Origin of the sequence: Streptomyces sp. HUAS ZL42 (genome assembly GCF_040782645.1) — a bacterium.
Taxonomy (GTDB): Bacteria; Actinomycetota; Actinomycetes; order Streptomycetales; family Streptomycetaceae; genus Streptomyces.
The window spans coordinates 4766221-4790310 of sequence record NZ_CP160403.1; the positions used below are offsets into that span (position 1 = coordinate 4766221).

At 72.6% G+C, this 24090-nt stretch carries 21 protein-coding genes and 3 pseudogenes; 11 read left to right on the plus strand and 13 right to left on the minus strand.

The genetic code is table 11. The features are described from left to right. Positions 1–138 precede the first annotated feature (138 nt). Positions 139–495 (plus strand): PRC-barrel domain-containing protein, encoded by a 357-nt coding sequence (locus ABZO29_RS21885; RefSeq protein ID WP_367321887.1) that lies wholly within the window; start codon positions 139–141, stop codon positions 493–495. A gap of 33 nt (positions 496–528) precedes the next feature. Next, a complete protein-coding gene (locus ABZO29_RS21890) occupies positions 529–702 on the plus strand; it encodes a hypothetical protein (RefSeq protein WP_367326431.1) in 174 nt (57 codons plus the stop codon). A gap of 42 nt (positions 703–744) precedes the next feature. Here ABZO29_RS21890 and ABZO29_RS21895 read toward each other — a convergent pair. Further along, positions 745–1111, minus strand: a pseudogene (locus tag ABZO29_RS21895) (hypothetical protein); the annotation flags it as partial. A gap of 225 nt (positions 1112–1336) precedes the next feature. Here ABZO29_RS21895 and ABZO29_RS21900 point away from each other — a divergent pair. Further along, complete coding sequence (locus tag ABZO29_RS21900) at positions 1337–2164, plus strand: M23 family metallopeptidase (RefSeq protein ID WP_367321888.1); 828 nt, start codon at positions 1337–1339, stop codon at positions 2162–2164. 41 nt (positions 2165–2205) lie between these two features. Here ABZO29_RS21900 and ABZO29_RS21905 read toward each other — a convergent pair. Next, positions 2206–2319 (minus strand): annotated as a pseudogene (locus ABZO29_RS21905) (RNA polymerase subunit sigma-24); the annotation flags it as partial. 278 nt (positions 2320–2597) lie between these two features. Here ABZO29_RS21905 and ABZO29_RS21910 point away from each other — a divergent pair. Beyond that, positions 2598–3074, plus strand: a complete 477-nt coding sequence (locus ABZO29_RS21910) for a hypothetical protein (protein WP_367321889.1) — start codon at positions 2598–2600, stop codon at positions 3072–3074. A gap of 10 nt (positions 3075–3084) precedes the next feature. Here ABZO29_RS21910 and ABZO29_RS21915 read toward each other — a convergent pair whose 3' ends face one another. Beyond that, complete coding sequence (locus ABZO29_RS21915; protein ID WP_367321890.1) at positions 3085–3768, minus strand: DUF6445 family protein; 684 nt, start codon at positions 3766–3768, stop codon at positions 3085–3087. Positions 3769–4042: 274 nt separating this feature from the next. Here ABZO29_RS21915 and ABZO29_RS21920 point away from each other — a divergent pair, with 274 nt between their 5' ends. Continuing rightward, positions 4043–4735: a DUF4142 domain-containing protein gene (locus ABZO29_RS21920; RefSeq protein ID WP_367326191.1), complete on the plus strand. Its 693-nt coding sequence runs from the start codon at positions 4043–4045 to the stop codon at positions 4733–4735. A gap of 3 nt (positions 4736–4738) precedes the next feature. Here the strand turns inward: ABZO29_RS21920 and ABZO29_RS21925 are convergent, their stop codons facing one another. Next, the gene (locus tag ABZO29_RS21925) at positions 4739–6406 is read right to left on the minus strand and encodes a glycoside hydrolase family 13 protein (protein ID WP_367321891.1); all 1668 of its coding nucleotides are present in this window, start codon (positions 6404–6406) and stop codon (positions 4739–4741) included. A gap of 337 nt (positions 6407–6743) precedes the next feature. On the opposite strand from ABZO29_RS21925, the gene ABZO29_RS21930 reads away from it, so the two are divergent. Then, entirely contained in the window at positions 6744–7670 is a 927-nt protein-coding gene (locus ABZO29_RS21930) for an LAETG motif-containing sortase-dependent surface protein (RefSeq protein ID WP_367321892.1), read from the plus strand. A 175-nt stretch (positions 7671–7845) separates the two neighbouring features. Here the strand turns inward: ABZO29_RS21930 and ABZO29_RS21935 are convergent, their stop codons facing one another. Both ABZO29_RS21935 and thrS read right to left on the minus strand, forming a co-directional pair. Next, positions 7846–8784, minus strand: coding sequence for a nucleoside hydrolase (locus tag ABZO29_RS21935; protein ID WP_367326192.1), 939 nt, complete (start codon positions 8782–8784; stop codon positions 7846–7848). 98 nt (positions 8785–8882) lie between these two features. After that, on the minus strand, positions 8883–10145 hold the full coding sequence (gene thrS / locus ABZO29_RS21940) for a threonine--tRNA ligase (protein ID WP_367321893.1): 1263 nt from the start codon (positions 10143–10145) through the stop codon (positions 8883–8885). Between the two features lie 263 nt (positions 10146–10408). Between thrS and ABZO29_RS21945 the strand changes: the two genes are divergently transcribed. Then, complete coding sequence (locus tag ABZO29_RS21945; protein WP_367321894.1) at positions 10409–11170, plus strand: hypothetical protein; 762 nt, start codon at positions 10409–10411, stop codon at positions 11168–11170. A gap of 29 nt (positions 11171–11199) precedes the next feature. On the opposite strand, the gene ABZO29_RS21950 is transcribed toward ABZO29_RS21945, so the two are convergent. The 5 genes and pseudogenes from ABZO29_RS21950 to ABZO29_RS21970 all read right to left on the minus strand — a co-directional run bounded on the left by ABZO29_RS21950 (position 11200) and on the right by ABZO29_RS21970 (position 16519). Continuing rightward, positions 11200–11934, minus strand: coding sequence for a GAF and ANTAR domain-containing protein (locus ABZO29_RS21950; RefSeq protein WP_367326193.1), 735 nt, complete (start codon positions 11932–11934; stop codon positions 11200–11202). 66 nt (positions 11935–12000) lie between these two features. Continuing rightward, a pseudogene (locus ABZO29_RS21955) lies at positions 12001–12699 on the minus strand (TIGR03943 family protein); the annotation flags it as partial. Continuing rightward, positions 12696–13697 carry a permease gene (locus ABZO29_RS21960; RefSeq protein WP_367326194.1) on the minus strand — a complete coding sequence of 334 codons (1002 nt, stop codon included), beginning with the start codon at positions 13695–13697 and terminating at the stop codon, positions 12696–12698. The gene ABZO29_RS21960 and the pseudogene ABZO29_RS21955, both read right to left, overlap by 4 nt. 67 nt (positions 13698–13764) lie before the next feature. After that, entirely contained in the window at positions 13765–15108 is a 1344-nt protein-coding gene (locus ABZO29_RS21965; RefSeq protein WP_367321895.1) for a tetratricopeptide repeat protein, read from the minus strand. Between the two features lie 316 nt (positions 15109–15424). Then, positions 15425–16519, minus strand: a complete 1095-nt coding sequence (locus ABZO29_RS21970) for a hypothetical protein (protein ID WP_367321896.1) — start codon at positions 16517–16519, stop codon at positions 15425–15427. A gap of 203 nt (positions 16520–16722) precedes the next feature. On the opposite strand from ABZO29_RS21970, the gene ABZO29_RS21975 reads away from it, so the two are divergent. Next, positions 16723–17151 carry a hypothetical protein gene (locus ABZO29_RS21975; protein WP_367321897.1) on the plus strand — a complete coding sequence of 143 codons (429 nt, stop codon included), beginning with the start codon at positions 16723–16725 and terminating at the stop codon, positions 17149–17151. A gap of 100 nt (positions 17152–17251) precedes the next feature. Here the strand turns inward: ABZO29_RS21975 and ABZO29_RS21980 are convergent, their stop codons facing one another. Further along, positions 17252–17755, minus strand: a complete 504-nt coding sequence (locus ABZO29_RS21980) for an SH3 domain-containing protein (protein ID WP_367321898.1) — start codon at positions 17753–17755, stop codon at positions 17252–17254. 144 nt (positions 17756–17899) lie between these two features. On the opposite strand from ABZO29_RS21980, the gene ABZO29_RS21985 reads away from it, so the two are divergent. The 3 genes from ABZO29_RS21985 (at position 17900) to ABZO29_RS21995 (ending at position 21922) form a co-directional block, all read left to right on the plus strand. Further along, complete coding sequence (locus ABZO29_RS21985; protein WP_367321899.1) at positions 17900–18793, plus strand: hypothetical protein; 894 nt, start codon at positions 17900–17902, stop codon at positions 18791–18793. 130 nt (positions 18794–18923) lie between these two features. Continuing rightward, a complete protein-coding gene (locus tag ABZO29_RS21990; RefSeq protein ID WP_367321900.1) occupies positions 18924–19919 on the plus strand; it encodes an endonuclease/exonuclease/phosphatase family protein in 996 nt (331 codons plus the stop codon). A gap of 59 nt (positions 19920–19978) precedes the next feature. Then, positions 19979–21922 (plus strand): FUSC family protein, encoded by a 1944-nt coding sequence (locus tag ABZO29_RS21995; RefSeq protein ID WP_367321901.1) that lies wholly within the window; start codon positions 19979–19981, stop codon positions 21920–21922. Between the two features lie 43 nt (positions 21923–21965). On the opposite strand, the gene ABZO29_RS22000 is transcribed toward ABZO29_RS21995, so the two are convergent. Next, the gene (locus ABZO29_RS22000) at positions 21966–24029 is read right to left on the minus strand and encodes a PhoX family phosphatase (RefSeq protein ID WP_367321902.1); all 2064 of its coding nucleotides are present in this window, start codon (positions 24027–24029) and stop codon (positions 21966–21968) included. Positions 24030–24090: the final 61 nt, after the last annotated feature.

Here is a 24090-nt window from a genome sequence, read left to right on the forward strand (position 1 = left end):
CGTGGAAGCCGACACGCGAGGAACCCTCGGTGCCTTCAGCCTACGCCCGGCCACCCGGGCGCAGGCGGCGCGAGCGGCCGGAACGGGCCTTCGGTCATACGATTGCTGAATGCACCTCGCGCAGACAGGGAGCCGGGCATGATCCGTTCAGCCGACATCCGCGAGTGGCGCAACCATGACGTGATCGATCCGAAGCAGCGCAAGATCGGCATGCTCGAAGCGGTCTACGTGGACACGGCCACCGACGAACCGGCCGTGGCCACCGTCCGGACCGGACTGCCCACCCGCCACCGACTGGTTTTCGTCCCCCTCGACGAGGCGGTCCTCGGGCCGGACTACGTCAGGGTCTCCTACGCCAGGGGACAGGTGCGGAAAGCGCCGTCGATCGGGACGGACGACGTACTGCCCGCCGAGCGGGAGGAAGCGATCTTCCGGCATTACGGCCTGACGTACGAGCCGGGCGCCGGCGGCGAACGCCGGCTCGCCCGCCGCTGACCGAGCCGGGGCAGAACAAGGAGGCTGGTTGCGGTGCTGTCGCTCTTCCTGGTTCTCCTCCTGGTGGCCGTCGCGCTGGGAATCATCGGCGCGGCGGCGGACGGCCTGGGTTATCTGCTGGCCATCGGCATCGTGCTCTTCGTCGCCGATGTCACCTTCTTCGCGCTGCGAGGGTTCCGGCGCGCCAGGCGGCGCCCCGTCCGCTGACGGCGGCGTTCGTGAGCCTCGGCCTCGGCCGATCGGGCGGCCTCAGAGGCCGTACCGGCTCTTCAGGTGCCGCCAGAAGTCCCGCAGCATCCACTTGTCGAACTCCGTGCCCTGGAAGCCGTTCGTCAGCCAGAGCGACTGGTCGTAGTGGCGGGCGGTGCCGCCGGGGCACTTGGAGTAGTTGCCGTCCTGGTGGAAGAAGCGGCGGCGGTCGGGGGCGCACTGCGGGGCGCCGCCACCGTCGAGGACACGTGCCGTAGATGTCGACCGAGTTGTCCGTCCACTGGAGGGTGGAGCGGTTCTTCACCGCCCGGCCGACGATGTTGACGGGGACGGACGTGTACGGCCAGGCGTTGTGGCCCGTGCCGTTGTCCACCATCGCCGCCATCCACTTCGCGAACTGCCGCTGCCAGGACGGTGAGCAGTCGCGCGAGATGCCTGCGCATGATCGTGAACTCCTCGTGTGGGGAACGGGACTTCATCAACCCCTGGTCGCCGCCGCGCCCGGCACGGTTGCCCCGCACCGCCGTTCACCCGAACGGGCGCACCCTCCCATGAGCCCGACCGGAGGAATGTGGGGGACATACGGCGCGTATGCCTTCGCCGGCACGGCGTCGGGTACGACCATCCGAAGATGCGACGCGTACGACACCGCCCCGGCATCCGGCTCCCGCTTCTCGGCGCCGCCATCGTCGCCGTCCTGCTGTCCCTCTTCGCCGCGCCGTCCGCCGGTGCCGGGGAGGGCGGCTCGTACCGCTACGGGTCCGCCCGGGCGGCGGTCCGTGCGCATGAGAAGGCCCGGATGCGCGTGGAGCGGCTGCGGAACGACCGGGTGCCGGCCGCGAGGGTGCGTGCCGCCGAGCGGCGGCGGAAGGCGATCCGCAGCCTCCTGTGGAACCGACTGCGGGCGAAACAGCGTGCGGTCCGGGATCCGGTGGCGGTCGATTCACGGGGGCGGCGCGGGGGCTGCGCCGTCAAACGGCTCAAACGCGTGCGAAGGACAGCGGGCGTGGTGCCGTCCTTCCGAGGGCGCCGCGACGATTCATGGACTGCACCCATCCGGCACTACAGGCTGTCCGCCCGGTACGGCGCCCGCGGCGGCCGCTGGGCCCACCGCCACACCGGCCAGGACTTCGCCGTACCCACCGGCACGCCGGTCTACGCCGTCGGGCCCGGCACGGTACGGGCCACCACCTGCGGCGACGGCTTCGGCAACCAGATCGTCGTCCGGCATCGCGACGGCTACTTCACCCAGTACGCCCACCTGTCCCGCATCTACGTGCGGCGCGGGCAGCGGGTCGTCGCCGGCCAGCGCATCGGCCTGTCCGGCGCGAGCGGCAACGTCACCGGCCCGCACCTGCACTTCGAGGTGCGGATCACTCCGTACATGGGCTCCGACGTGGCGCCGTTGACCTGGCTGCGGAGGAAGCACGTCCGGGTGGCCGGGGTGCCCGGGAAGTAGGGGCCGTCGGGCCTCAGGGCCGTGCCCTGTCCGGCCGCAGGCCCGTTGATGACCGCCGGTCGCACGGTGACTCGCGCGGACCGGGGCTTGGCCAGGACGCCGAGGAGCCGGCGGGCCACGTGGTCGGGGCCGTGCAGCGGACGGCGGGCGGCGGTGCCCGTGCAGCCGGCGCCGAGGACGACGATGCGGTGGTCTTTGACAACGCGCCGATGTGACCTGCCTCGCACTTGCCGCAGCAGTTCGCCGACCGCCTGCTGAGACCGAGCTCGCGCGCCCCGGCAGCCCGGCAAGGTCGCCTGCTTCACCGTTGCACGCGACCCGGCCGGGGGGGCACCTGACAGTGCGGTTCCGCCGTACGGGCGGCTCGGCGTGCGGCCGAGCGGTCGCCGACTTTCACTGGAGAGGCACCACAGCTCACCGGTTCGGAGGCGACATGACCGCTCACCGCAGGCGCTGGGCGACGGGGGTCGCCCTCGCCGTGCTGGCGCTCCTGACCGGCTGCTCGGACGACGAGAGCCCCTCGTCCGTGGCCAGCAAGGCCGCGTCCGCCGCGGAGTCACTGGGCTCGCGCGCCGGGGAGGCGCTGGAGTCGGCGACCGCGGAGGCGGGGCGCAGACTCGACGAGGTGCAGAACGGCGTCGACGCGAAGGACGAGATCACGCTCGGCACCCCGGCCACCGACGGCGACGGGCGCACCACCGTCGAGGTCACCGCGGACAACACCGCCGACTCGACGAAGTCCTTCGCCGTCCAGGTCGACTTCGAGGACCCCGGCGGCAATCTGCTCGACACGGTCGTCGTCACGGTGTCCGACGTGCCGGCCGGGAAGAGTGCCAAGGCCACCGCGCGCAGCACACACGCCCTGTCGGGCGAGGTGAAGGCGAAGGTGGAGAGGGCGTTGCGGTACTGACGGGCCCGGGTCAGGCCATCCAGAAGAAGACCGCCGTCATCCGCTTGTCCTCCAGCGTCGTACCGGAGTAACCGGTCGCGCTGTGCACGAGGTTGGCGTTGTAGAGCAGCAGCCGGTTGTACTTGTGCGGGACGCGGACGTCCTCCTCGAAGGCGTCCGGCGCCACGAACCGGGTGCCGAGGGCCTCGACGAGGTTGTTGTGCGGGGCCTGGACGACGTTGCCGCCGAGGCGGCCGCCGGGGAGGGACTGGCGGTAGAAGCTCGTCCCGCAGTCCTTGGGGACGCCGGGATTGAGGTAGAGGACGGCCGCGTACCGGCACAGTGCGCGCGAGTCGGTGTGCGGGCGGGGCGTGCTCTCCCCCTCCCCCACCACCTGGACGCAGTTGTGGTTGAGGGTGCCGCCGCCCGGCGCCTGCTGCACCCACAGCTCCTTCGCGCCGGTCGCCTTCTTCACCAGCCGCTCGACGCGGGCGAGTTCGGCCGGCTCCAGACCGGGCATGGTGCGCAGGCCCGGCCAGGTCTCCGAGGTGTACGGGTACCCCTGCACCCAGTCGTCCTTGGCGAGGCAGCGCTCCCGTACCGCGTCCGCGTCGGGCAGGACGTCGTCCAGCACCCAGTAGTCACGGCCCTTGGTGGGCTTGCGGTAGGGGAGGACGGGGAGCGCGGTGGGGACGCGCTGGGGCTGTGGGGGCATGCGGCCGAATGTAGGGCCGGGGTTCGTCAGGACTCTCCCGCCGAATGGCCATGAGTCTGCCGTGAAGTGGTCAACGTTTCGTCAACCCCGGTCGGGCTCGTCCTCTGACTCATCCCGTCGAGCCGAGTGGCAGAAAGTCTTTACGAAAGCCAAAGGTTTCCCTCGGCCTCCGTCTCCGTACTTCCCCCCGGACGAACCCGCCTCCTCGGCGGGAAGCCCCGACCGGGCAGGAGGCACGGTGCTCGTTTCGCGGACCGCGATGGGAACCCTCTTCGTGGGCGGCGCCCTGAGCATGACTCTCGTGGCGCTCGCCTACCCCTCGATGCTCGGAGTGAGCACGGTGTCCAGCTCACCCGACAGGATCATCGCCCAGCCCTCCTCCGGCCCCCTGACCGAGGCGGACCGGGACTTCGTGGTGAAGGTGCGGGCGGCGGGGCTGTGGGAGTACCCGGTGGGGCAGTTGGCACTGCAGAAGGGGACGACCCAGGCGGTCAAGACCGCCGGACAGCACTTGGTCGACGGACACGCGGGCCTGGACGCCACCGTCCGCAGGATCGCCCCCGAGCTGGGCATCACGATCCCCAACCTGCCGAGCCCCCAGCAACAGCAGTTCATCTCGACGCTGAACGCCGACAGCGGCAAGCAGTTCGACACCGACTTCGCCAACATCCTGCGCGTGACGCACGGGCAGATCTTCAACACGGTCTCGAAGATCCGCTCCACCACGCGCAACAAGCTGGTGCGCCAACTCGCCGACCAGGCCAACGACACCGTCCTGGACCACATCACGGTCATGGAGAAGACCGGCCTGGTCGACTTCGACCAGGTCCTCTTCCAGGAGACGACCCCACCGAAGCTGCCCGCCTCGGACATGACCCCGCCGCCCCCGGCGGCCGGTCAGCCGCAGGTCGTGCTCACCCCGCCGCCGAACAGCACCGAGACCCCGCAGGCCACGCCGACCGGCTGACCCTCACGCGCCGAGCCACACGGTCGTGTCCGGCCCCAGCCGGCCCTCCTCCTCCAGCGGCACGCTGCTCAGCAGGACCTCGCCCGCAGGCAGCGGGACCGGCGCGGACGACAGGTTCGTGACACACCGCCAGCCTTCACCGCGGGAGAAGTGCAGCACGCCCGCGGGCGCGTCCTCCGCCCACGTCAGCGACTCGCCCACCAGCAGCTTGCGGCGCAGTTTCAGGGCCGCGCGGTAGAGCTCCAGGGTCGAGCCCTCCCTTCCGTCCTGCGCCTCCACGGCGTACGCCGCGAAGCCCGCCGGCTGCGGCAGCCAGGCACCGCCGGCCCCGAAGCCGTACGACGGGCCGGTCGTCGTCCACGGCAGCGGCACCCGGCAGCCGTCGCGGCCCTTGCGGACACGGCCCGTCTGCTCCCAGACGGGGTCCTGCAGGACCTCGACGGGCAGGTCGGCGACCTCGGGCAGGCCGAGTTCCTCGCCCTGGTAGACGTACGACGATCCGGGCAGCGCCAGCATCAGCAGCGTCGCCGCGCGGGCCCGGCGCAGGCCGGCCGCCTCGTCGACGGGCGGTGCGTGGCCGCCGGACAGCAGCCAGGTGTTCTCGTCCGTGCCCGGCGGGAGCATCAGACGGGAGGCGTGGCGGACGACGTCGTGGTTGGAGAGGACCCAGGTGGCGGAGGCGCCGGCCGCGTGTGCCGTCGCCAGGGACTCGGTGACGACCTGGCGCAGTTCGGCCGCGTCCCAGCCCGTCTGCAGGTACTCGAAGTTGAAGGCCTGCCCCAGTTCGTCCGGGCGGGCGTACAGCGCGCGGCGGGCGCCGCTCGGCACCCAGGCCTCGGCCACCGCCATGCGGGGCGGGGAGTAGTCGTCGAGGACCGTGCGCCAGTCGCGGTAGATCTCGTGGACCTCGTCGCGGTCGTAGAAGGGGTGTGTGCCGGGCGGGACGGCGCCGAGGACGTCCTCGGCGGTCGCCGGGACGTCGCCGAGGTCGCGCAGCGGCTCGCTCAGGTCCTTGGCGAGGGCGTGGGCGACGTCCACGCGGAAGCCGTCGACGCCGCGGTCGGACCAGAAGCGCAGGGTGGTGCGGAAGTCGGCGCGGACCTCCTCGTCGCCCCAGTCGAGATCGGGCTGCTCCGGGGCGAACAGATGCAGGTACCACTGCCCGTCCGGGACCCGGCGCCACGCGCTGCCGCCGAAGACCGACTGCCAGTCGGTGGGCGGGAGTTCGCCGTGCTCCCCGCGGCCGTCACGGAAGACGTACCGGGCGCGGGCACGGGAGCCGGGGCCCGCGCCGAGCGCCTCCCGGAACCAGGGGTGCTGGTGCGAGGTGTGGTTGGGGACCAGGTCGACGATCACCTTCAGGCCCAGGCGGTGGGCCTCCTCCACCATGGCGTCGAAGTCGTCCAGTGTGCCGAGGCGCGGGTCGACGTCGCGGTGGTCGGCGACGTCGTAGCCGCCGTCGGCGAGTTCGGACGGGTAGAACGGGCTGAGCCACAGGGCGTCGACGCCGAGCGCGGCGAGGTGGCCGAGGCGCTGGGTGACGCCCCGGATGTCACCGAGTCCGTCGCCGTCGGCGTCGGCGAAGCTACGGGGATAGACCTGGTAGACGACGGCCTGCCGCCACCAGTTCGGGTCCCTGGACGAGAGGTCGGGCGTGGTGCGGACGGTCACGCGGTCTCCTCTGCGGTGAGTACGAGTTCCCATGGCGCGAGTTCCCATGGCGCGGGCGACAAAGGGGAATCTGTCCACATCACCGGAAACGTGAACCTCGCAGGAGGACGGAACGACTCGTCCCCTGCGTGAAGAAATTGTGATGACGAAGTAAGTCACTTTGCATCGCCGCAGGTTGACAGCGTTCCGCCAGGAGATCCACCATGAGGTCACACTGTGGCGCATGTGACCAATGGGCCTGGTGTTCCTTCAACCATGCATCCCCGGTACGGCCCGGTAGCGCCGCGCTGCCCTCCCGCCGTCACCCGGGTCCTGCACACGCTGAGATGGGATCCGCATGTCCATAGCGAGTCGTGTCACCGTGAGCCGCCTGCTGGGGACGGGCGCCGCTTCGCTCGTCCTGTGCGCCGCCTCCGTCGCCGCCGCCTCCGGCGCCTGGGCCACCGGTACGCCCGGTGGTGACGGCTGGAAGTCCGGCGGGCACTACAAGCCCGGCACCGGTGCGGGCACGGAGACCGTGACCGACCGCTGCCAGTTCTCGATCGACGGCATCAACTTCTACGACTCCGTCAAGGTCGACGACCAGAACCTGAAGGTCAGCGGCGACGGCAAGGTCCACATCAAGGTCCGCGCCGCCGCCGACGCCGGCACCTGCACCGCCTCCCTGGCCTCCTACCTGGCCCACGGCGCCACCTTCGCCACCTCCGGCGAGCAGGTCTTCGTCGACTTCGACTCCGTCACGGTCAAGCAGGGCCAGACCGACTCGCTCGACATCGCGGTGCCCGACGCGGGCTGCTTCGCGCAGATCGACCTCTACCGCGGTGCGGTCAAGTTCGACGGCAAGCTCGACGCGAACGACGGCTTCCAGCACGGTCAGCTGCCCAAGGGGCCGGACCGGCCGGTCATCAAGGACAAGCTGATCGCCGCGTGGAACGGCGGGACGAAGGACTGCACGACGACGGAGTCGCAGCCGCCGTCCTCGCCGCCGGCGTCCGAGTCGACGTCGCCGTCGCCGTCCGCGTCCACGCCGGAGGAGACGGAGAGCACGTCCCCGTCGCCGTCGGAGTCGGGCTCCACGACTCCCACCCCGTCCACGTCCTCGTCCACCACCGCGCCGGCCGCCACGCCGAACGGCGGCGGTGACCTCGCGGAGACGGGGGCGAGCAGCAACACGCCTCTGGTCGCCGGTGGGGCTGCGGCGCTGCTGGTGGGCGGTGCGGCGATCGTGGTCGCGACGAAGCGGCGCCGCTCCGCTCGGTCGTAGGGGGTAGGGGCTCCGCCCCTACGACCCCGCCGGGGGGCTCCGCCCCCTGGACCCCCTTGCCCACCACTCCCACCCGTCTCGGTCGGCCGAGAGGTGCGGGTGGTGGGTGGGCATAGGCCGGGGGTCTGGGGGCGGAGCCCCCACTGACGTCGGCACCGGCGCCGGTGCCGTAGTACTACGCCCGCTCCACAACCTCCACGTACAGCTTCACGTACCGCTCCACGTCAACATCCAACCCCACGTCCACAAGCGCCTGTTCGCGCCCACCGCCGTGGATCTCGGACTCGCCGGCCCGCACGCGGCGGTCGACGATCGTCTGGCCGCGGGTGGGGCCGGGGGCGAGGGAGACCTCGACGGGGAGAAGGCGGGTGGTCAGGCCGGCCGGGTCGGCGACCGCGCAGACCGCGCCCGCGTCGCCGAGGCCCCCGGAGGGATCGTCACCGTCGGGGTCCGGAGCGGACGGGCGGTGGGCCAGCAGTTCGCCCGCCAGGCGGGTGCCGGGTTCGGTGCTCGCCCGCAGCCGTCGTACGACGTCCCCCGGGACCACGACCCGCTGGAACACGTCCAGGCCGTACATCGTGATCGGCACCCCCGCCGTGAGCAGGATCGCCGCCGCCTCCGGGTCGTGCCACACGTTGAACTCGGCGACCGGCGTGGCGTTCCCGGTGGCCACCGCCCCGCCCATGAACACGATCCGCTCGATGTTGCGGACCACCTCCGGGTGTGTACGCAGCAGCAGGGCGATGTTCGTGAGGGGGGCCGTCGGGATCAGCGTGACCGGACGCGGGGAGGCGAGGATCTCGCGGCGCAGCAGCGTCACCGCGTCCACGTCGGCCGGGGCGCGGGTCGGCGCGGGCAGCCCGATGTCGCCCATGCCGTCCTCTCCGTGTACATGCCGGGCGGCCCGCGCCGGCTCGATCAGGGGTCGCTCGGCACCCCGGGCGACCGGGATGTCGGGGGCGCCCGCCTGCTCCAGCACGGTCAGCGTGTTGCGGACGACGCCCGCCACGTCCGTGTTCCCGGCGACACAGGTGACCGCGCGCAGGTCGAGCCCCGGGTGCCGTACGGCGAACAGCAGCGCCAGCGCGTCGTCGACGCCGGTGTCGCAGTCCATGATCACCGGAATGGGTCGGCCGTTCCCGTTCGTCACGACGAGGCTCCTCTCACCGGCCGTACAGGCCCTACGGCCCCTCTGACAGGGACTCTACGACCTCACGCGTACTCCCATAGTCCGGTGCCTCGCTCCCCGACCCGGGCGGCGATCCGGTGCAGGAGTTCCGCGGCGGGCACGGGTCCGGGACGGTGTCCGTCCCGCAGCCGTACGGCCACCAGGTCGTCCTCGGCCTCCCGTTCGCCGATCACCGCCTGGTAGGGGACGAGGCGCGCCGCGCGGATCCGGGCGCCGAGGGCGCCGTGCTCGGGGCCGTGGAGCTCGGCCCGCAGCCCGCGCCCGTCGGCCCGCCGTACCAGCTCCGCGGCCCGTTCGGCCTGCGCCTCCGACACCGGCAGCACGGCCAGCTGAACGGGCGCGAGCCAGGCGGGGAAGGCTCCGCCGTGCTCCTCGAGGAGGTGCGCGACGGCGCGCTCGACGCTGCCGACGATGCTGCGGTGCACCATGACCGGCCGGTGCCTGGCTCCGTCCGCGCCGATGTAGTGCAGGTCGAAGCGTTCGGGCTGGTGGAAGTCGATCTGCACGGTGGAGAGGGTGGCCTCGCGGCCGGCCCGGTCGGTGATCTGCACGTCGATCTTGGGGCCGTAGAAGGCGGCCTCGCCCTCCACGGCGTCGTACTCCAGGCCCGAACTGGCGAGGACCTCCCTGAGCAGTGCGGTGGCCCGCTGCCACAGTGCGGGGTCGGCGACGTACTTGCCGCCCTCGCCGGGCAGCGACAGTCGGTACCGGGAGGCGCGGATGCCGAGGTCGGCGTAGGCGCGGGCGATGAGGGCGAGGGCCGCGCGCGCTTCGTCCACCGCCTGGTCCAGGGTGCAGAAGACATGGGCGTCGTTGAGCTGGATGGCCCGGACGCGGGTGAGGCCGCCGAGCACCCCCGACAGCTCGGAGCGGTACATGCCGCCCAACTCGGCCATGCGCAGGGGTAGTTCGCGGTAACTGCGGGAGCGGGAGCGGTAGATGAGGGCGTGGTGGGGGCAGAGGCTGGGGCGCAGCACGACCTGTTCCGCGCCGAGTCGCATCGGGGGGAACATGTCGTCGCTGTAGTGGTGCCAGTGGCCGGAGATCTCGTACAGCTCGCGTTTGCCGAGGACGGGCGAGTACACGTGGCGGTAGCCCGCCGCGCGCTCCTTCTCCCGGACGTACTCCTCCAGGACGTGCCGGACGACCGCGCCGTCCGGCAGCCAATACGGCAGTCCCGCGCCCATCAGCGGGTCGGTGTCGAACAGGCCGAGTTCGCGGCCGAGACGGCGGTGGTCGTGCATGGTGCTCTCCTCTCGTCTCCCTCGGGCGAGCACCCCTGTCATGACGAAGCCCCGGGGCACTCGCCCCGGGGCTTCGGATCTGGGTCACAGGTCAGCGCGCCGGGACACTCTCCGGCGTCGTCGTGCGGGACACGTGGGCGCGCTGCATGGGGGGACCGTAGCAAGGGGGTGGACGGGGTGCGACCGGTTTTGTGCCCGCGGCCGGGCGGACAACCCCGCTCACCCGGACGGGCCACCGCGCTGGTCCCTCGCCGAACCCGATGGTGCCGTGGGAAAAGCGCACCCCGCCGTCCAGGAGGCCCCCGATGACCCGATCCCGCGCCGCCCTCGTCGCCTCGGTCCTCTCCACGAGTGCCCTGCTGACCGCGACCGCCTGCTCGGGCCTCACCGCGGACAGACCCCCGAAGACCCCGGCCGGGACGGCTTCCCCGTCCGCCGGCCCCGTCCTCACCGACGCCCAGGTCCACGCCGCCCTCATCACCGAAGCCGACCTGGGCGCACCGTGGATCCCCACCCGTGGCATCGCGACCTGGCGGGACGGCCTGCTGAAGGCCGCCGTCGACGCGCGCGGCACCGCCACCGCCCCCGACTGCCAGCGGCTCCTCGACGGCCTCTACACCGACGAGTTCCTCGGCACCCCGCCCCGCGCGGTCATCACCCTCGACGACGCCGACACCGACGCCCAGCTCCGCTACCAGGTCACCGAGCAGCGGCCCGCCGACACGGACCGCACGCTCGCGTGGCTGCGCACGCTGCCGACGAAGTGCGCCCGCTTCACGGCCACCACCGCCGGCGGAACCGTGCAGGACGTCGCGGTCGCCGACGCGCCGCTCCCGGAGGTCGGCGACGCGAGACAGGGGCTGCGGGTGACCCTGACGGGCGAGACGGCCGACGGCGAGTACACCGTCCTCACTCTCGACGTCGCCGCCGTCCGCGTCGGCGAGGACACGATCGGCCTGACCCACGGCAGCCTCGGTGACGTGTCCTTCGATGCCACCCAGGCGTTCGTGCAACTGGGAGCCCAGCGCCTGACGGACGTCCGCAAGCAGGGCAGGGTCCAGGTCTGAGGCGTCCCGCCTCACCGCCCCCGGGACTGTCAGTCGTAGTCCAGCGTCCACCGCAGGGCGACGACGTCGTGCGCCACGTCCAGCACCGTCCGGTCGTGCGCGAACGCGTACCCCCGCAGCCGCGCCAGCGCCTCCTCGGCCCCGACGCCCAGCTGAGCCATGATCATGCCCATGGCCTGGTAGATCTCGTCGTGGTCCGAGGCCAGCCAGTCCAGCGCGGGTTCGTCCGTGGGGTCGCCGTCCTCGTCCCGGTGCGAAAGCCCCGTGAGGGCCACCGTCATCACGCCGGCGACCAGCCGCGCGGTGCGCAGGTCCCTGGCGTCGAGTTCGCCGGGTGCCTCGCGGTAGAGGTCGAGCGTGCCCACGCACACCGCCCGGTTGCCGAGGGGCAGCGCGTACACGGCCCGTACGCCGGCCGCCGCGGCCTGCTGCGCGTACACCGGCCATCGGACGGCGTCCCGGCCGGCCGTCAGGTCGGAGGCGAGGACGGGCGCGCCGGTCTCGGCGGCCTGCAGACACGGTCCGTCGCCCAGGGTGGCCTGGATCTCCATCAGCCGGGCGGCCTGCTCACTGCTCGCACCCAGCGGTACGGGGACGCCGTCGCCGGACAGCGACACGCTCGCGCCCGTCACCGGCAGCAGCCTGACGGCGACGGCGCAGAGGCGTTCCGGGATCTCGCCGGGGACGGCTCCCCGCACCTCCTCGGCGATCACGTCGGCGACCCGGTCCAGGTCGCACACGACCACCACCTCCGGGCCAGGCATCAATCCCTGTTCCGGCGCCCGCGTACCCGCCCGACCCCCGCCGAAACCGGTCCGCGCACTCCCTTCGCTCGCCGCGTCGAGGACCGGCGGCCAGGCGGCGTCGGAGCCGAGTGCTCCCTCGGGGTGCCAGATGCCGGTGACGGTGACCCAGGTGTCCGTGGCCGGGGCGGCCGCGCCGCGGATCTCGACCTTGCCGGTCGTGGCGTCGGCGGCGCAGCAGGTGACGAGCAGGCGGGTGACGTACCAGGCGCCGTCGTCGCCGTGGGTGACGAAGCCGGTCATGCGGACGGTACGGCCCTTCAGGGACCGTCCGCTGTCGTAGATCGCACGGGAGCCGAACTCGCCGAGCGTGAGCTCGACGGGGTCTGCGGCCGGCAGTGCCGGGAAGGTGCCGACTCCCTGTGCGGCGCGCTGGGCGGTCTCGCGTTCGGCGCTGTAGGAGCCGAGGGCGGGCGGCGGGAAGAGGAGCAGCGCGAGGGCGGGGAGAGCGAGAAGCCAGGCGACGCGGGGGCCGGCGGGGCCGTGGGTGTGCCCGTGGCTCTCGTCTTCGTCCCCGTGGTCGTGGTGTTCCTCGGGCATGTGGGCCGTACGCCGCCGGAGCACCGCCGTCATGAGTCCCAGCAGGACCAGCACGACCCCCGAAACGACCAGGTAGGGACGCAACCCCGCCCGCACGTACCGCAGATACAGATCGCTGAACAGCGTGATCCGCAGGACCGCCGCGCCTGTCAGGAGCAGCAGTACCGCCGGTCCGTGGCGCCTCACAGCAGCCACCACCCCACCAGGACGCTCGCCGTCACCGCCACCACCCAGGTCGTCGACGCGAACCGGACGGCGAAGGACCGGCCGAACGTCCCCGCCTGAAGCGCTATCAGCTTCAGGTCCACCATCGGGCCCACCACCATGAACGCCAGCCGGGCGGTGGCCGGGAAGGCGCTCAGCGAGGCGGCCACGAAGGCGTCGGCCTCGCTGCACACGCACAACACGACGGCGAGGACCGCCAGCAGTAGCACCGACAGCCAGGCGGACCCCGTGAACGCGTCGAGGACGGACCGCGGCACCGCGATGTCGAAGGTCGCCGCGGCCGCCGCGCCCAGCACCAGGAAGCCGCCGGCGTGCAGGAAGTCGTGCTGGAGGCCGGAGACGAAGGCCCGCGCACCCGTCGTCCGGGAGACCCGCGTCTTCGGCGGCCGCAGCCACTCCGCGCGCCCGAAGCGCGCCCACAGCCAGCCCATGACCACGGCGGTGGCGAGCGAGGCCACGAGCCGCGCGAGGACCATCCCCGGCTGGCCGGGGAAGGCGATGGAGGTCGCGACGAGCACGACCGGGTTGATGGCTGGCGCCGAGAGGAGGAACGCGAGGGCGGCGGCCGGGGCGACCCCGCGGCGCATCAGGCTCCCGGCCACCGGCACCGACGCGCACTCGCACCCGGGGAGGACCACGCCCGCCACGCCGGCCACCGGGACGGCGAGCGCCTGGTTGCGGGGGAGGAGGCGCCGGAAGACCCGCTCCGGCACGAAGGCGCCGATCGCCGCGGAGACGACCGTGCCGAGCAGCAGGAACGGCACGCCCTGGACGGCGACGGCCGTGAAGACGGTCCACCAGGCGGCCACGGGCGGGGTGTAGAGGTCGAGCGCGAGCATCGGCCCGAGGACGGACACGACGGTCACGACGGCGACGAGCGCGGCACCGCCGAGGACGGCGTACACGAGCGCCCGCACGGCGAACCGGAGGCCGTCGGCCACGGTCCGCCGGTCGTCCACGCGCACGTCCCGCCAGTCGGTCACCCGCGCAGGCTAGCGGCCCGGCCTGTGCGCCACCCCGGGTTCGTCACAGGGGAGGCTGTGCGGGCGCCGGCCCCAGCGTCGTCGTGCCCGGTGCCGTACGGTGCCTGAGCCCCGTCCGGTAGGCGTCCAGGGCGGCCTCCACGCGCCCCGTCCGCCGCAGCAAGTCCCCGAGCAGCCGGCACAGGTCGGCCAGGTCACCGGCGGCACCCGCCCGCTCCAGCAGGCTCAGCGCGCGTACGTAGTGCTCCTCGGCCCGCTCGGTGTCGCGGGCGTCCTCTGCGATGATGCCGAGCAGGCGGTGGGCGGCGGCGGAGTGCAGGGCGCCGCGTTCGGCGCTGAAGTCGCTGAGTACCTGGTGGAGCAGCGCGGCGGCCTCATCGGACTTGCCGCGCCGGTGCAGTACGTCGGCGAGCTCGACGGCGACCTGACTGGTGTAGAGGGCTGCGCGCTTGGCGGAGAGCATGGTCTGGGCGGCCCGCAACTCCTCCTCCGCGCGCTCCAGTTCGCCGTTCTGCGCGCACACGTACCCGCGCATCCAGTGGCAGTTGGCGAGCTCGGTGCTGATCTGGAGCTGCCGGTACAGCTCGGCCGCCTTCGCCAGCGACGCGTCGGCCTCGGCCATCCGCCCCTCGGCGAGCAGGGTGCGGGCGACGGAGCGGTGCATCCGGGCGACCAGTGCGGGGTCGGCGACCTGGGGCGCCAGGGCGAGGGCGAACTCGGCGGCCTGGGCGGCGCGGGCCTGCGCCCCCATGTCCATGTAGGGCCCGATGACGGAGGCGTACAGGAGCAGCAGGGCTTCGGGGTCGTGCAGCCCGCTCCGGTTCAGCTCGTCGAGAGTGGACTCCAGCAGGTAGACGGCGTAACGGAGTTCCCCCGCGAGGTAGTGGGAGACGGCGCGCCCGCGCAGCGCGGGGACACGGGCGGGAAGGGGCGCCTCGCCGAGGCATGCCTCGGCCCGCTCGAAGAACTCCCGGGCGACCTCCAGATCACCCGTCTCGACGGCGCACTCCCCGAGTCCGAGCAGCGCGGTGGCCTCCACCTCGACCAGTGCGTGCGTCCGAGCCTCTCCCAGCAGCCGGGCGTACTGCTCGGCCGCCACCTCCGCCTCACCGGTCGCGAGCGTGCGCTGGGCCTCGGTGAGCCTCAGCCGCAGATCGGTGACGAGCCGGGCGGAACGCCCGGTGGCCAGTTCCTCGAAGTCGACACCGAGCCGCTCGGCGATGTACTTCAGCGCCTCGTCGGAGGGCCGGACCCGGCCCGCCTCCAAGGTGGAGATGTAGGCGGGTGTGTACGTCGGTTCCGCCAACTGCCGCTGCGTCAGCCCGCGTTCGACCCGCAACCGCTGCACCCGCCGCCCGATGACCTCGGGCCCGTCCCGCTCGACCACGCGCCGACTCCCCCAACTCCCCTTGGCCCTCTTGCCGTTGGCCTCCGTCAACCCCTACGTTAATCGGCGAATTAAGCGTGCTTAACACATTGCTGTAATTTCCCGTCGTCACCGTCGTCACCGCCGTTGCGAGGTAGCCGTGCCCGGACGCACATCCACCCGCTACGCCAGGAGCGTCGCCGCAGCCGTGGTGGCCGTCGCGGCCCTGATCATCGCGGCGAACGCGGGACCCGCGAGAGCGGCGGCCGACGACACGCCCCCGCACACGCCTTCCGCCGCGTCCGGCCTCCATGTCCCATCCTCATTCGGCTGACGTTCAGCCCTGCGTCTGCAGTTGACGCAGATGCCGCCGCACATGGTCCAGGGCGCCCTGCCGGCGCCCCGGCACCCGCATCCGCAAGTCCGCGAGCGCGGATCCGAGTTCCTGGACCCGCGCCGCGTCATCGATACGCCCCCACTGGTGGTGCGCCCGGTCGACGGCCGCCTCCACGGCAGGCGCGTCGGGCTGCTGCCCCGCGGCCAGCCGCGCACTCGCCACCGCCAGCCAGGCCCGGCAACTCCGCTCGGCGTCTCCCGCGAACATCGCCAGATCGGCCCGCACCTCGGTCCAGTGCAGCGCTTCCTCGGAGGCGGGTCCATGGGCCTGTACGGCGGCCTTTTCCCACTGGGCGGCCAGGACATCGGCGTCACCGTGCCGACCGGACTGGACGGCGGTGGCGATGACGGCGTGGGGATCGGCGCCTCCGAGCGGGCCCGGCGCGCGACGAGCGGCTGGTTCCGCAACCCCGGGTGCCCCCAGCAACAGGTCCGCGTACCCCTCGCTGCCCAGACGCCCCACCGCCTGCTGGTGCAACTGCTCCACCGGCGGACGCCACCCGCTGCGCAGAATCGTCGCGACCGCCTTCATGTACGACGGCTGCGCCACCGTCCGCCGGGACGGCGGCGGCGCGATGCGACCGTAAACGGCGTTGTTGCGGCCGCAGTCGAGGGGGTTGGCACGCAGCTGCTCCCAGCTCTCCGCGTCCGCGTGCAGGTCGAGCACCAGCGTCGTCGCCCCGGTCGCCCGCAGTCGCAGTTCCTCCCGGAACCAGTGCCAGGGGAACGCCGTGTAGCGGACCGTCGCCGGGGTCGTGCGAGCCAGGGCCAGGTGGGGCAGGCGCTGCCGGCGGTCGAGTTGCAGCTGGCCGGTGACGAAGACGGTCAGCGGGCCGGGAGCGGCCGCGGCGGCGCGCAGCCGGGTCAGTACGGCCTGCGGCTCGAGCGGGTCGGCGAGTTCGACGACGTTCGCGGTGTCCGTGCCGGCCAGCACGGCGGGCGGCACCGCGGCGAGCACGGGCAGCACGGAGGCCGCGTCCACCAGACACCCCTTGCCCACGGGCGAGGCCGCGAGCAGCAGCACGGTTCCGGGCATCGTCCCCCCTGGTGTCACGGTCGGTCGCGTCGATCACGTACGTCAGCACCGTAACCGCTGCGGCTGCAAAGGAGGGTCTCAGGACCGCAAACGTCCATCTACGGGGGCTTCGTGCCCCGCGAAAGTCCGGGCGCCCGACTTGCCACCGCCCCTCCCCAGGTGTGCCCTGGAAGGGGCGGGCGTCGAGAGAGAGGAGTGCCCTCATGGCTCATGCGGCACCCGCGTCCGGAATGCGCCGCACACCGGACGTCTTCAGCGAGCGCGTCCACACAGTGGCCGACTGGGCCGTACCCGTCGGGCTCGGCCTCGTCTACGGCTACTGGGCCGCGGCCAACCGCCGCGACGGCGGCCCCATCACCGGCTGGAACGTGCTGTTCGGCTTCGTGGCCGCAGCCGTGTTCGCGGCGCTCTGGATCGCCGTGCACGCCCTGGCCCCGCACATGAAGCGCGAGTTGCACGCGCTGCTGTGGACCGCCTTCGCCGGTATCGCCTTCGGCTTCCTCTACAGCCAGACGGGCGCGACCGCCCTGCGCTCCACGGGCATGGCGCTGGCAATCGCGGCGAGCGTGTTCGCGGTGCTGTTCTACCGCTACTACACGCACGAGGACGCGGAGGGCCACCGCATCAGGTGAGCAGGAACGGAGCGTGGGCCCCGGCCTGGTCGCCGGGGCCCACGCCTTCCCTCATCCCTCCACCCCTCGGGCGCCCCGGAGCGGGGCGCGGTCGCCCGGCTCAGCCGCCCGAGGAGGATCCGGAAACACTCCAGCTCCACGAACCCGAAAAGCTCCACGAGACGGAACCCGAAGCGCTCCAGGAGTCGTTCCAGAACGGGTCGTCCCAGTTGGTCCAGCTGCCGTCCTTCCACCGCGGGCAGGGGTCCGCGCAGGCGGGGACCCGCGCTCCGCCGGTGTCGACGAAGGCGGCGCTCGCCCATGCCCGGGCGCCGGCGAGCCAGTACCAGTTCGGGTTGCCGTGCACGCTCTCCCCCTGGACCATGCACTGCACGCGGTCCTTGCTGCCGGGCGCGAGCGAGCCGACGACGGGTGCGTGGGTGGAGGGCGCCTGCCGGAGGTTGAGGTCCGTACGGGAGACGACGGTGCCCCAGACGGCGCCGCCGTGTCCGTCCGCGTGGGTCGACGGGGCCGCCGCAGCGGTGGTGCCCGCCGCCGCGACGGCGAGAGTGCCACCGGTGAGCAGGGCCGCGGCCAGGGTTCGCGCCGCCGGAGTGGTGCGCATGATCGGCCTCCTTCTCCCCAGAACCATGAGACACCCGTTCGGGTGAACCCTCCACCGGAGGGCGGAATCCCCAGCTCCGGCCGCGTGCACCCGTACGGCCGACCAGCACTCGCGCGCCCCGCCCCCGCCCTCTTGCCTGGAAGCGTGTCCCGACGTCTGCGGACCGCCCTGTCGGCCGCCCTGATCGCCCTGGCGTGCCTCCTCGTGCCGTTCGGGGCGCTGGCGGCCTGGGCGGCGTACGGGCTCGCCGACACCGGCCGGTACGTCACCACGATGGCGCCGCTGGCCTCCGACCCGGACGTGCGGAACGCGGTCGCCGACACGGTGGGCGCGGGCATCATGCGCGAGGTCGACGCCCGCCGCGCCGTGCCCCCCGTCGTGGCCCCCTTCGTGCACGACGCGGTGCGCTCGTTCACCCAGACGCGGGCCTTCCGCACCGCGTGGGACGCGGGCAACCGGGCCACGCACCACGCCTTCATGGACGCGCTGCGCGACGAGCGCTCCCGCCCGGTCACCGTCGACCTCGCCCCCGTCACCGCCCAGGTCAAACTCCAGCTCGCCCAGGACAACGTGCCGTTGGCGAACCGCATCCCCGTCGAGCACACCGCTCTCGCCGTGCTCCCGGCCCAGGACCTTGCTCCGCTCCGGAAGGGGTACCACGTGCTCGAAGTCGCCGGTTTCTGGCTGCCCGTCGCGTCCGTCGTCTTCGCCGTCGCCGGCATCGCCCTCGCCGTCCACCGCCGCCGCGCGATCACCGCGACCGCGCTGGGCACGGCCCTCGGCGGCGCGCTCCTCGGCCTCGCCGTGGCCATCGGCCGCCGGCTCACCCTGGCCGACCTGCCCGAAGAGCTCCACCGGCCGGCGGCGGGCGCCGTCTACGACGCCCTCACGGCCACCCTGCGCACGGCATCCTGGCTCCTCCTCACCCTCGGTCTGACGGTCGCGGCGGCCACGTGGCTCACTCGGTACGTACGGGTCCTGCGCGTCGTACGACGCCGCCGAGCATCGGCAGCACCTCCGACACGAGTCCGAGCCTGAGGCAAAGGGCAACGCCCGTACTCGTCCCGCGAGACTCCGCGCAACCCCCGGCCCACCCGCCTCGTCTTATGAGGGAGGATTCGGGCATCCTCACCCGAAGCGGGGGAGCGCAGGAGCGGAGGGCCTGGCCTTGGACACTGCGGAGGCTGAGCGGACGACAGCCGACGGCACCCGGCGAACCGGCTCACGCCGCCTCGCAGCCTGGTGCGCCGCCCTGATGCTGGCCGGCGTGAGCACGGTCGTCGGATGCCGTGCCGCCGACACCGACGGCATCACCCCCGTCCCACAGCTCCTCGCCTTCCTGCCCTGGCTGCTCGTACCCACCGGCGCCGCACTCCTCCTGGGCCTGCTCGCACGATGGTGGACCGGCGTGGCGTGGGGCGTCGTCGTCCTCGGCCTGCTCGCGTGGTTCATCGAGCCGTACGCCACAAGCGACGAGCCCACCGGCGCCCCGCTCACCGAGCTGCGCGTGCTGACCTCGAACGTCGAGTTCGGGCGGGCGACCGACGCCCTGATCACCGCCGTGCGGCGCGAGAAACCCGACGTGGTGTTCGTGCAGGAGTGCGAGTACCGCTGCGACGCGGCACTCAAGCAGGCCTTCGACACCACGTACCCGTACCGTCAGGCCGTCGAGGCCCCCGGCTCCTCGGGCTCCGTGGTCCTCAGCCGCTTCCCCCTCAAGGGCACGGACGGCGTCACCGGCACCATGGGCATGCCCGGCGCCGTCGCCGACGTCCGCGGCCACACCGTACGGCTCCAGCTCGCGCACCCCATGCCCCCGCTGCCCGGCCAGGTCAGCGTCTGGCGCCGCGAGCTGCGCGCACTGCGCGACTTCGCCGCCGCCGACCGGCGCACCCCCACCATCGTCGCCGGCGACTTCAACGCCTCCCAGGACCACGCCGCCTTCCGCCGCATCCTCGACGCCGGCCTGCGCGACGCCGCCCGCCTGGCCGGCCACGACCGCACGCCCAGCTGGCCGGCCCGCACCACCCCCGCGCTCGGTGCCCAGATCGACCACGTGCTCCTGTCGGAGGACTTCTCCGCGAGCCGTGTCCGCTTCCTCGACCTGACCGGCTCCGACCACCGCGCGCTGCTCGCCGACATCACGCTCCACCAGCGCGAATGAGGAGGAAAGCGGAAACCCCGACGGCCTGATGAGCTGGACAACGTGCTCATAATGGGCCCATGCCCCGCGAGTTCCCGATCGGCCTCACTCCTCCCGACTGGCTGGTCCGGAACCTCCAACCGCAGCAGGCCCCCGTCAACCGGTCCGCCGTCGCCCGCGCCGCGCTCGCGATGACCCTGCCCCTGGTGCTCGGACTCATGGCCGGCAAGCCCGAGTACGGGGCCCTCGCCTCCATGGGCGCCCTGTCCGGCGTCATCGGCGACACCGCGGACGCCTACCGCATGCGGCTGCTCAACATCGCGATCCCCCAGGCCTTCGGCGCGGTCGGCATCGCCCTCGGCTCGCTGGTGTACGGCCACGGCTGGATCGCCGTCGCCGTCGTCACCGGCGTGGCACTCGTCTCGGGGATGATCTCGACGATCGGCGCGGTGGCCTCGGTGTCCGGCCTGCTGCTGTTGCTGAACTCCGTGGTGGGCGCGGGACTGCCGATGCCGGGCGACTGGTGGCTGGCCCCCGTCCTGATGACCGGCGGCGGACTGCTCGTGCTCGCCCTGGCACTGCTCGCCTGGCCGCTGCGCTCCGGGGTGCCGGAACGGACGGCCGTCGCGGACACGTACCGGACGGTGGCCGCCCTGCTCGCCGCCTGCGGCAGCGAGATACCCGGGGAGTACGACGAGGCCCGGCACACCGTCACCCAGTCGCTGAACCAGTCGTACGACCTCGTCCTCGCCCGGCGCGCCCGCCACCACGGCCGCAGCCCCGAACTCACCCGCCTGCTCGCCCAGTTGAACGCGATCACGCCGGTCGTGGAGGCCGCCCCCGCCGCCAACCTGAGCGGCCGGCCCCTGCCCGCCGAGATCCCCGCGGCCGTACACCACCTCGCCCGCGCCGTGGAGACCGGCTACACCGGCCCGATAGGTCTCGACCTGCCCGAGCCGACCGGCGAGACGTCCCGCGTGGTGAACCACGCCCTGCGCCACGCGGCCGAGGTGGTCAGGGCCCCCGACGTGGACCCGCGCGGCATCGACGACCGCCTGGGCCGCCCCGCCGCCCTCGGTGTCCGCGCCGCCCACGCCGCCCGCAACGTCGCCCTGTCCGCCGCCTCCTGGCGCTACGGCCTGCGCCTGGCCCTGTGCATCGGGCTGGCCCAGGTTTTGGTCTCGATCATCACAGTCCCACGCTCCTACTGGGTGGCCCTGACGATCACTTTCGTCCTGAAGCCCGACTTCGGCTCGGTGTTCTCACGGGCACTGCTGCGGGCGCTGGGCACGGTTGCGGGCCTGGTCGTCGCGGCGGCCGTACTGGCCGAAGTCCCGCGAGGCTGGTGGGACGTACCGGCGATGCTGCTGCTGGCCCCGTTGATCCCGGCGCTGACGCCGAGGGGCTACGGCTACCAGACGGCCGCCATCACCCCGGTGATCCTGCTTCTGTCGGACATCCTGAACCACCAGGGCACGGCCCTGCTGCTGCCCCGCCTCGTGGACTCCCTGATGGGTTGCGCGATCGCGCTGGTCGCGGGCTATCTGCTGTGGCCGGAGAGCTGGCACACGCGCGTCGGCGACCGCCTGGCGGACGCGGTCGCGGACACCGCCCGCTACGTGGAGTCCGCGTTCGGCGAGGCCACGGACCCGGCGGCCCGCGCGCGCATGCGGCGCCGTCTGTACCGCGATCTGTCCGTCATCCGTACGGAGTTCCAGCGCGCCCTGACAGAACCGCCGCCCACCGGCCGCCGGGCCGCGGCCTGGTGGCCCCTGGTCGTCGCGGTGGAACGCATCGTGGACGCGACGACGGCGGCGAGGGTCCGCGTGAAACACGGAGCCTCGCCGCCGTCGGAGGCGGAAATTACCCATGTCGCCCTGCAACTTCGGGATTTGTCCGAAGGCGTACGGGAGGCCGAAACCCTGTACGCCGTCCGCACGGACCTCACGGGCCCGGCCAACAGCGTCCTGGAACCACTCCGCCAGGAGGTGGCAGCAGCGAGGGCGATAGCGTCACCGCACTGACGCTCTTCAGCCACCGAGCGTTGGTCCGCGGGCATGCGGGCAACTAGATCCCGATGTCGCAGCCGTCCTCACGCCAGACAGCCACCACCGCAGGCCGCACGATCTTGCCGGGCCCGTCGGGCCAGACACTCGCCGGGTTCTCCACCGACGCCCCGTCGATCTCCCCCGGGTGCTGCACGGCAACCAGCACGCGCCGGTCCTGGATGATGGGACCGCAGGTCTCCGCACCGGTCGGCACCGTCAGGAACTGCTTCAGCTCACCCCGCCGCTCCCCCCGCGTGGCCACGCCGAACAACCCGTCGTGCGATCCGAGCTGGTTGCCGTCCGTGGAGATCCACAGGTTGCCGTACGGGTCGAAGGCCACGTTGTCCGGGCAGGAGATCGGGCTGACGTCGTCCTTGGGGAAGCCCGCGAAGTACGTCGCGGGGTCGTTCGGGTCACCGGCGACGAGGAACAGCGACCAGGCGAACTTCGTGCTCTCGGGCCGGTTCCAGCGCTCGGTCAGCTCGAGGACGTGCCCGTGCTTGTTGGAGTTGCGCGGGTTGGCCTCGTCGGCCGCCGCGAAGCCGGTCTTGCCGCGGTTGGAGTTGTTGGTGAGGACGACGTACACCTTGCCGGTCTGCGGGGACGGCTGGATGTCCTCGGGACGGTCCATCTTCGTCGCGCCGACCTTGTCACCGGCGAGCCGGGTGAAGACGAACACCTCCTCGGCCGTCATGCCCTCGACGTGGGACACGGCACCGTCGGCGGTGGCGGTGGCGAGCGGAATCCACTCACCGCTGCCGTCGAACTCACCGTCGGAGGGCAGCTTGCCCGACCCGTCGATCTCGATCGCCGGGGAGTCACCGGTGAGCCTGGCGACGTAGAGCGTGCCTTCGTCGAGCAGCGAGAGATTGTGCTCGCGCACGGCACGGGAGGTCCCGTGCTTGACGCGCTTGCTGCTGACGAACTTGTAGAAGTAGTCGAAGCGCTCGTCGTCACCGGAGTACACGACGGGGCGGCCGTCCGCGGTGAGCCGGACGGTGGCGGCCTCGTGCTTGAAGCGGCCCAGGGCGGTGTGCTTGCGCGGGGTCGAGGTCGGGTCGTACGGATCGAACTCCACGACGTACCCGAACCGGTGCACCTCGTTGGGCTCCTGCGCGACGTCGAAGCGCTTGTCGAACCGCTCCCACTTGCGCTCGGTGGCCCCGGTCCCGATCCCGTACCGCTTGTCGGTGGCCCGGCTGCTGTTGGCGAAGTACTGGTTGAAGTTCTCCTCGCCGTGGAGGGTGGTGCCCCACGGGGTGGTGCCGCCGGAGCAGTTGTTGAGGGTGCCGAGAACCTTCGTGCCGGTCGGGTCGGCGGACGTCTTCAGCAGGTCGGAGCCGGCGGCGGGCCCGGTCAGCCGGAACTCGGTGGTGGCGGTGACGCGCCGGTTGAGCGGGTGCCGGGGCACGGCGACGAGCTTGCCGGTCTTCCGGTCGCCCTCCACCACGACTGCGGTGAGCCCGTGGGCGGCCCAGGCGACCTCGACCTGCTGCCGGGTCGGGTTGGCGGGGTCGTACCCGCGGAACATGAGCACTTCGTCGGTGTACTCGTGGTTGGCCACGAGGAGCTGCCTGTCGCACTCACCGGGGAGGGGCAGCAGGGCCAGGAAGTCGTTGTTGTACCCGAACTGTCCGGCCTGGGCGGCGGCCGTCTGGTTCTCCGGGTCGAAGGCGGGGGCGCCGCGCAGGATGGGCTCGCCCCAGCGGATGACGACGTTCTGCTCGTAGCCGTCGGGGGTGACGACCGCGTCGGTGGTGTTGGGGGCGACCGGCGTGAAGCGGAGCCCACGCGCACCCTTGGGGGTGCTGGTCTTGGAGGACGCCTCGGCCGCCCTGGCCTGCGGGGCGGCGACTGCGGCGCCGGCGCCGGTGGCGGCGACCACCGTGACGACGGCGGCGGCCTGCATCATCGAGCGGCGCCCGATCGCGCCGGCGATGACGTCGCCCACGTACTCGTTGTCGCTGGTGTTGGGCACCTCGTGGAAGCAGGCGTCACCACACCGGAAACGACAGGTCATGGCGGACCGGCCGCCGGGATGCGAACCGGACGACGTTCTGATGATGGGCAGCTGAATGCGCATTGTGCTCTCCCCTTGCTTCCCCGAGGTCTCCCCTTGAATCCAGCTCGACGGACGGTAGGGG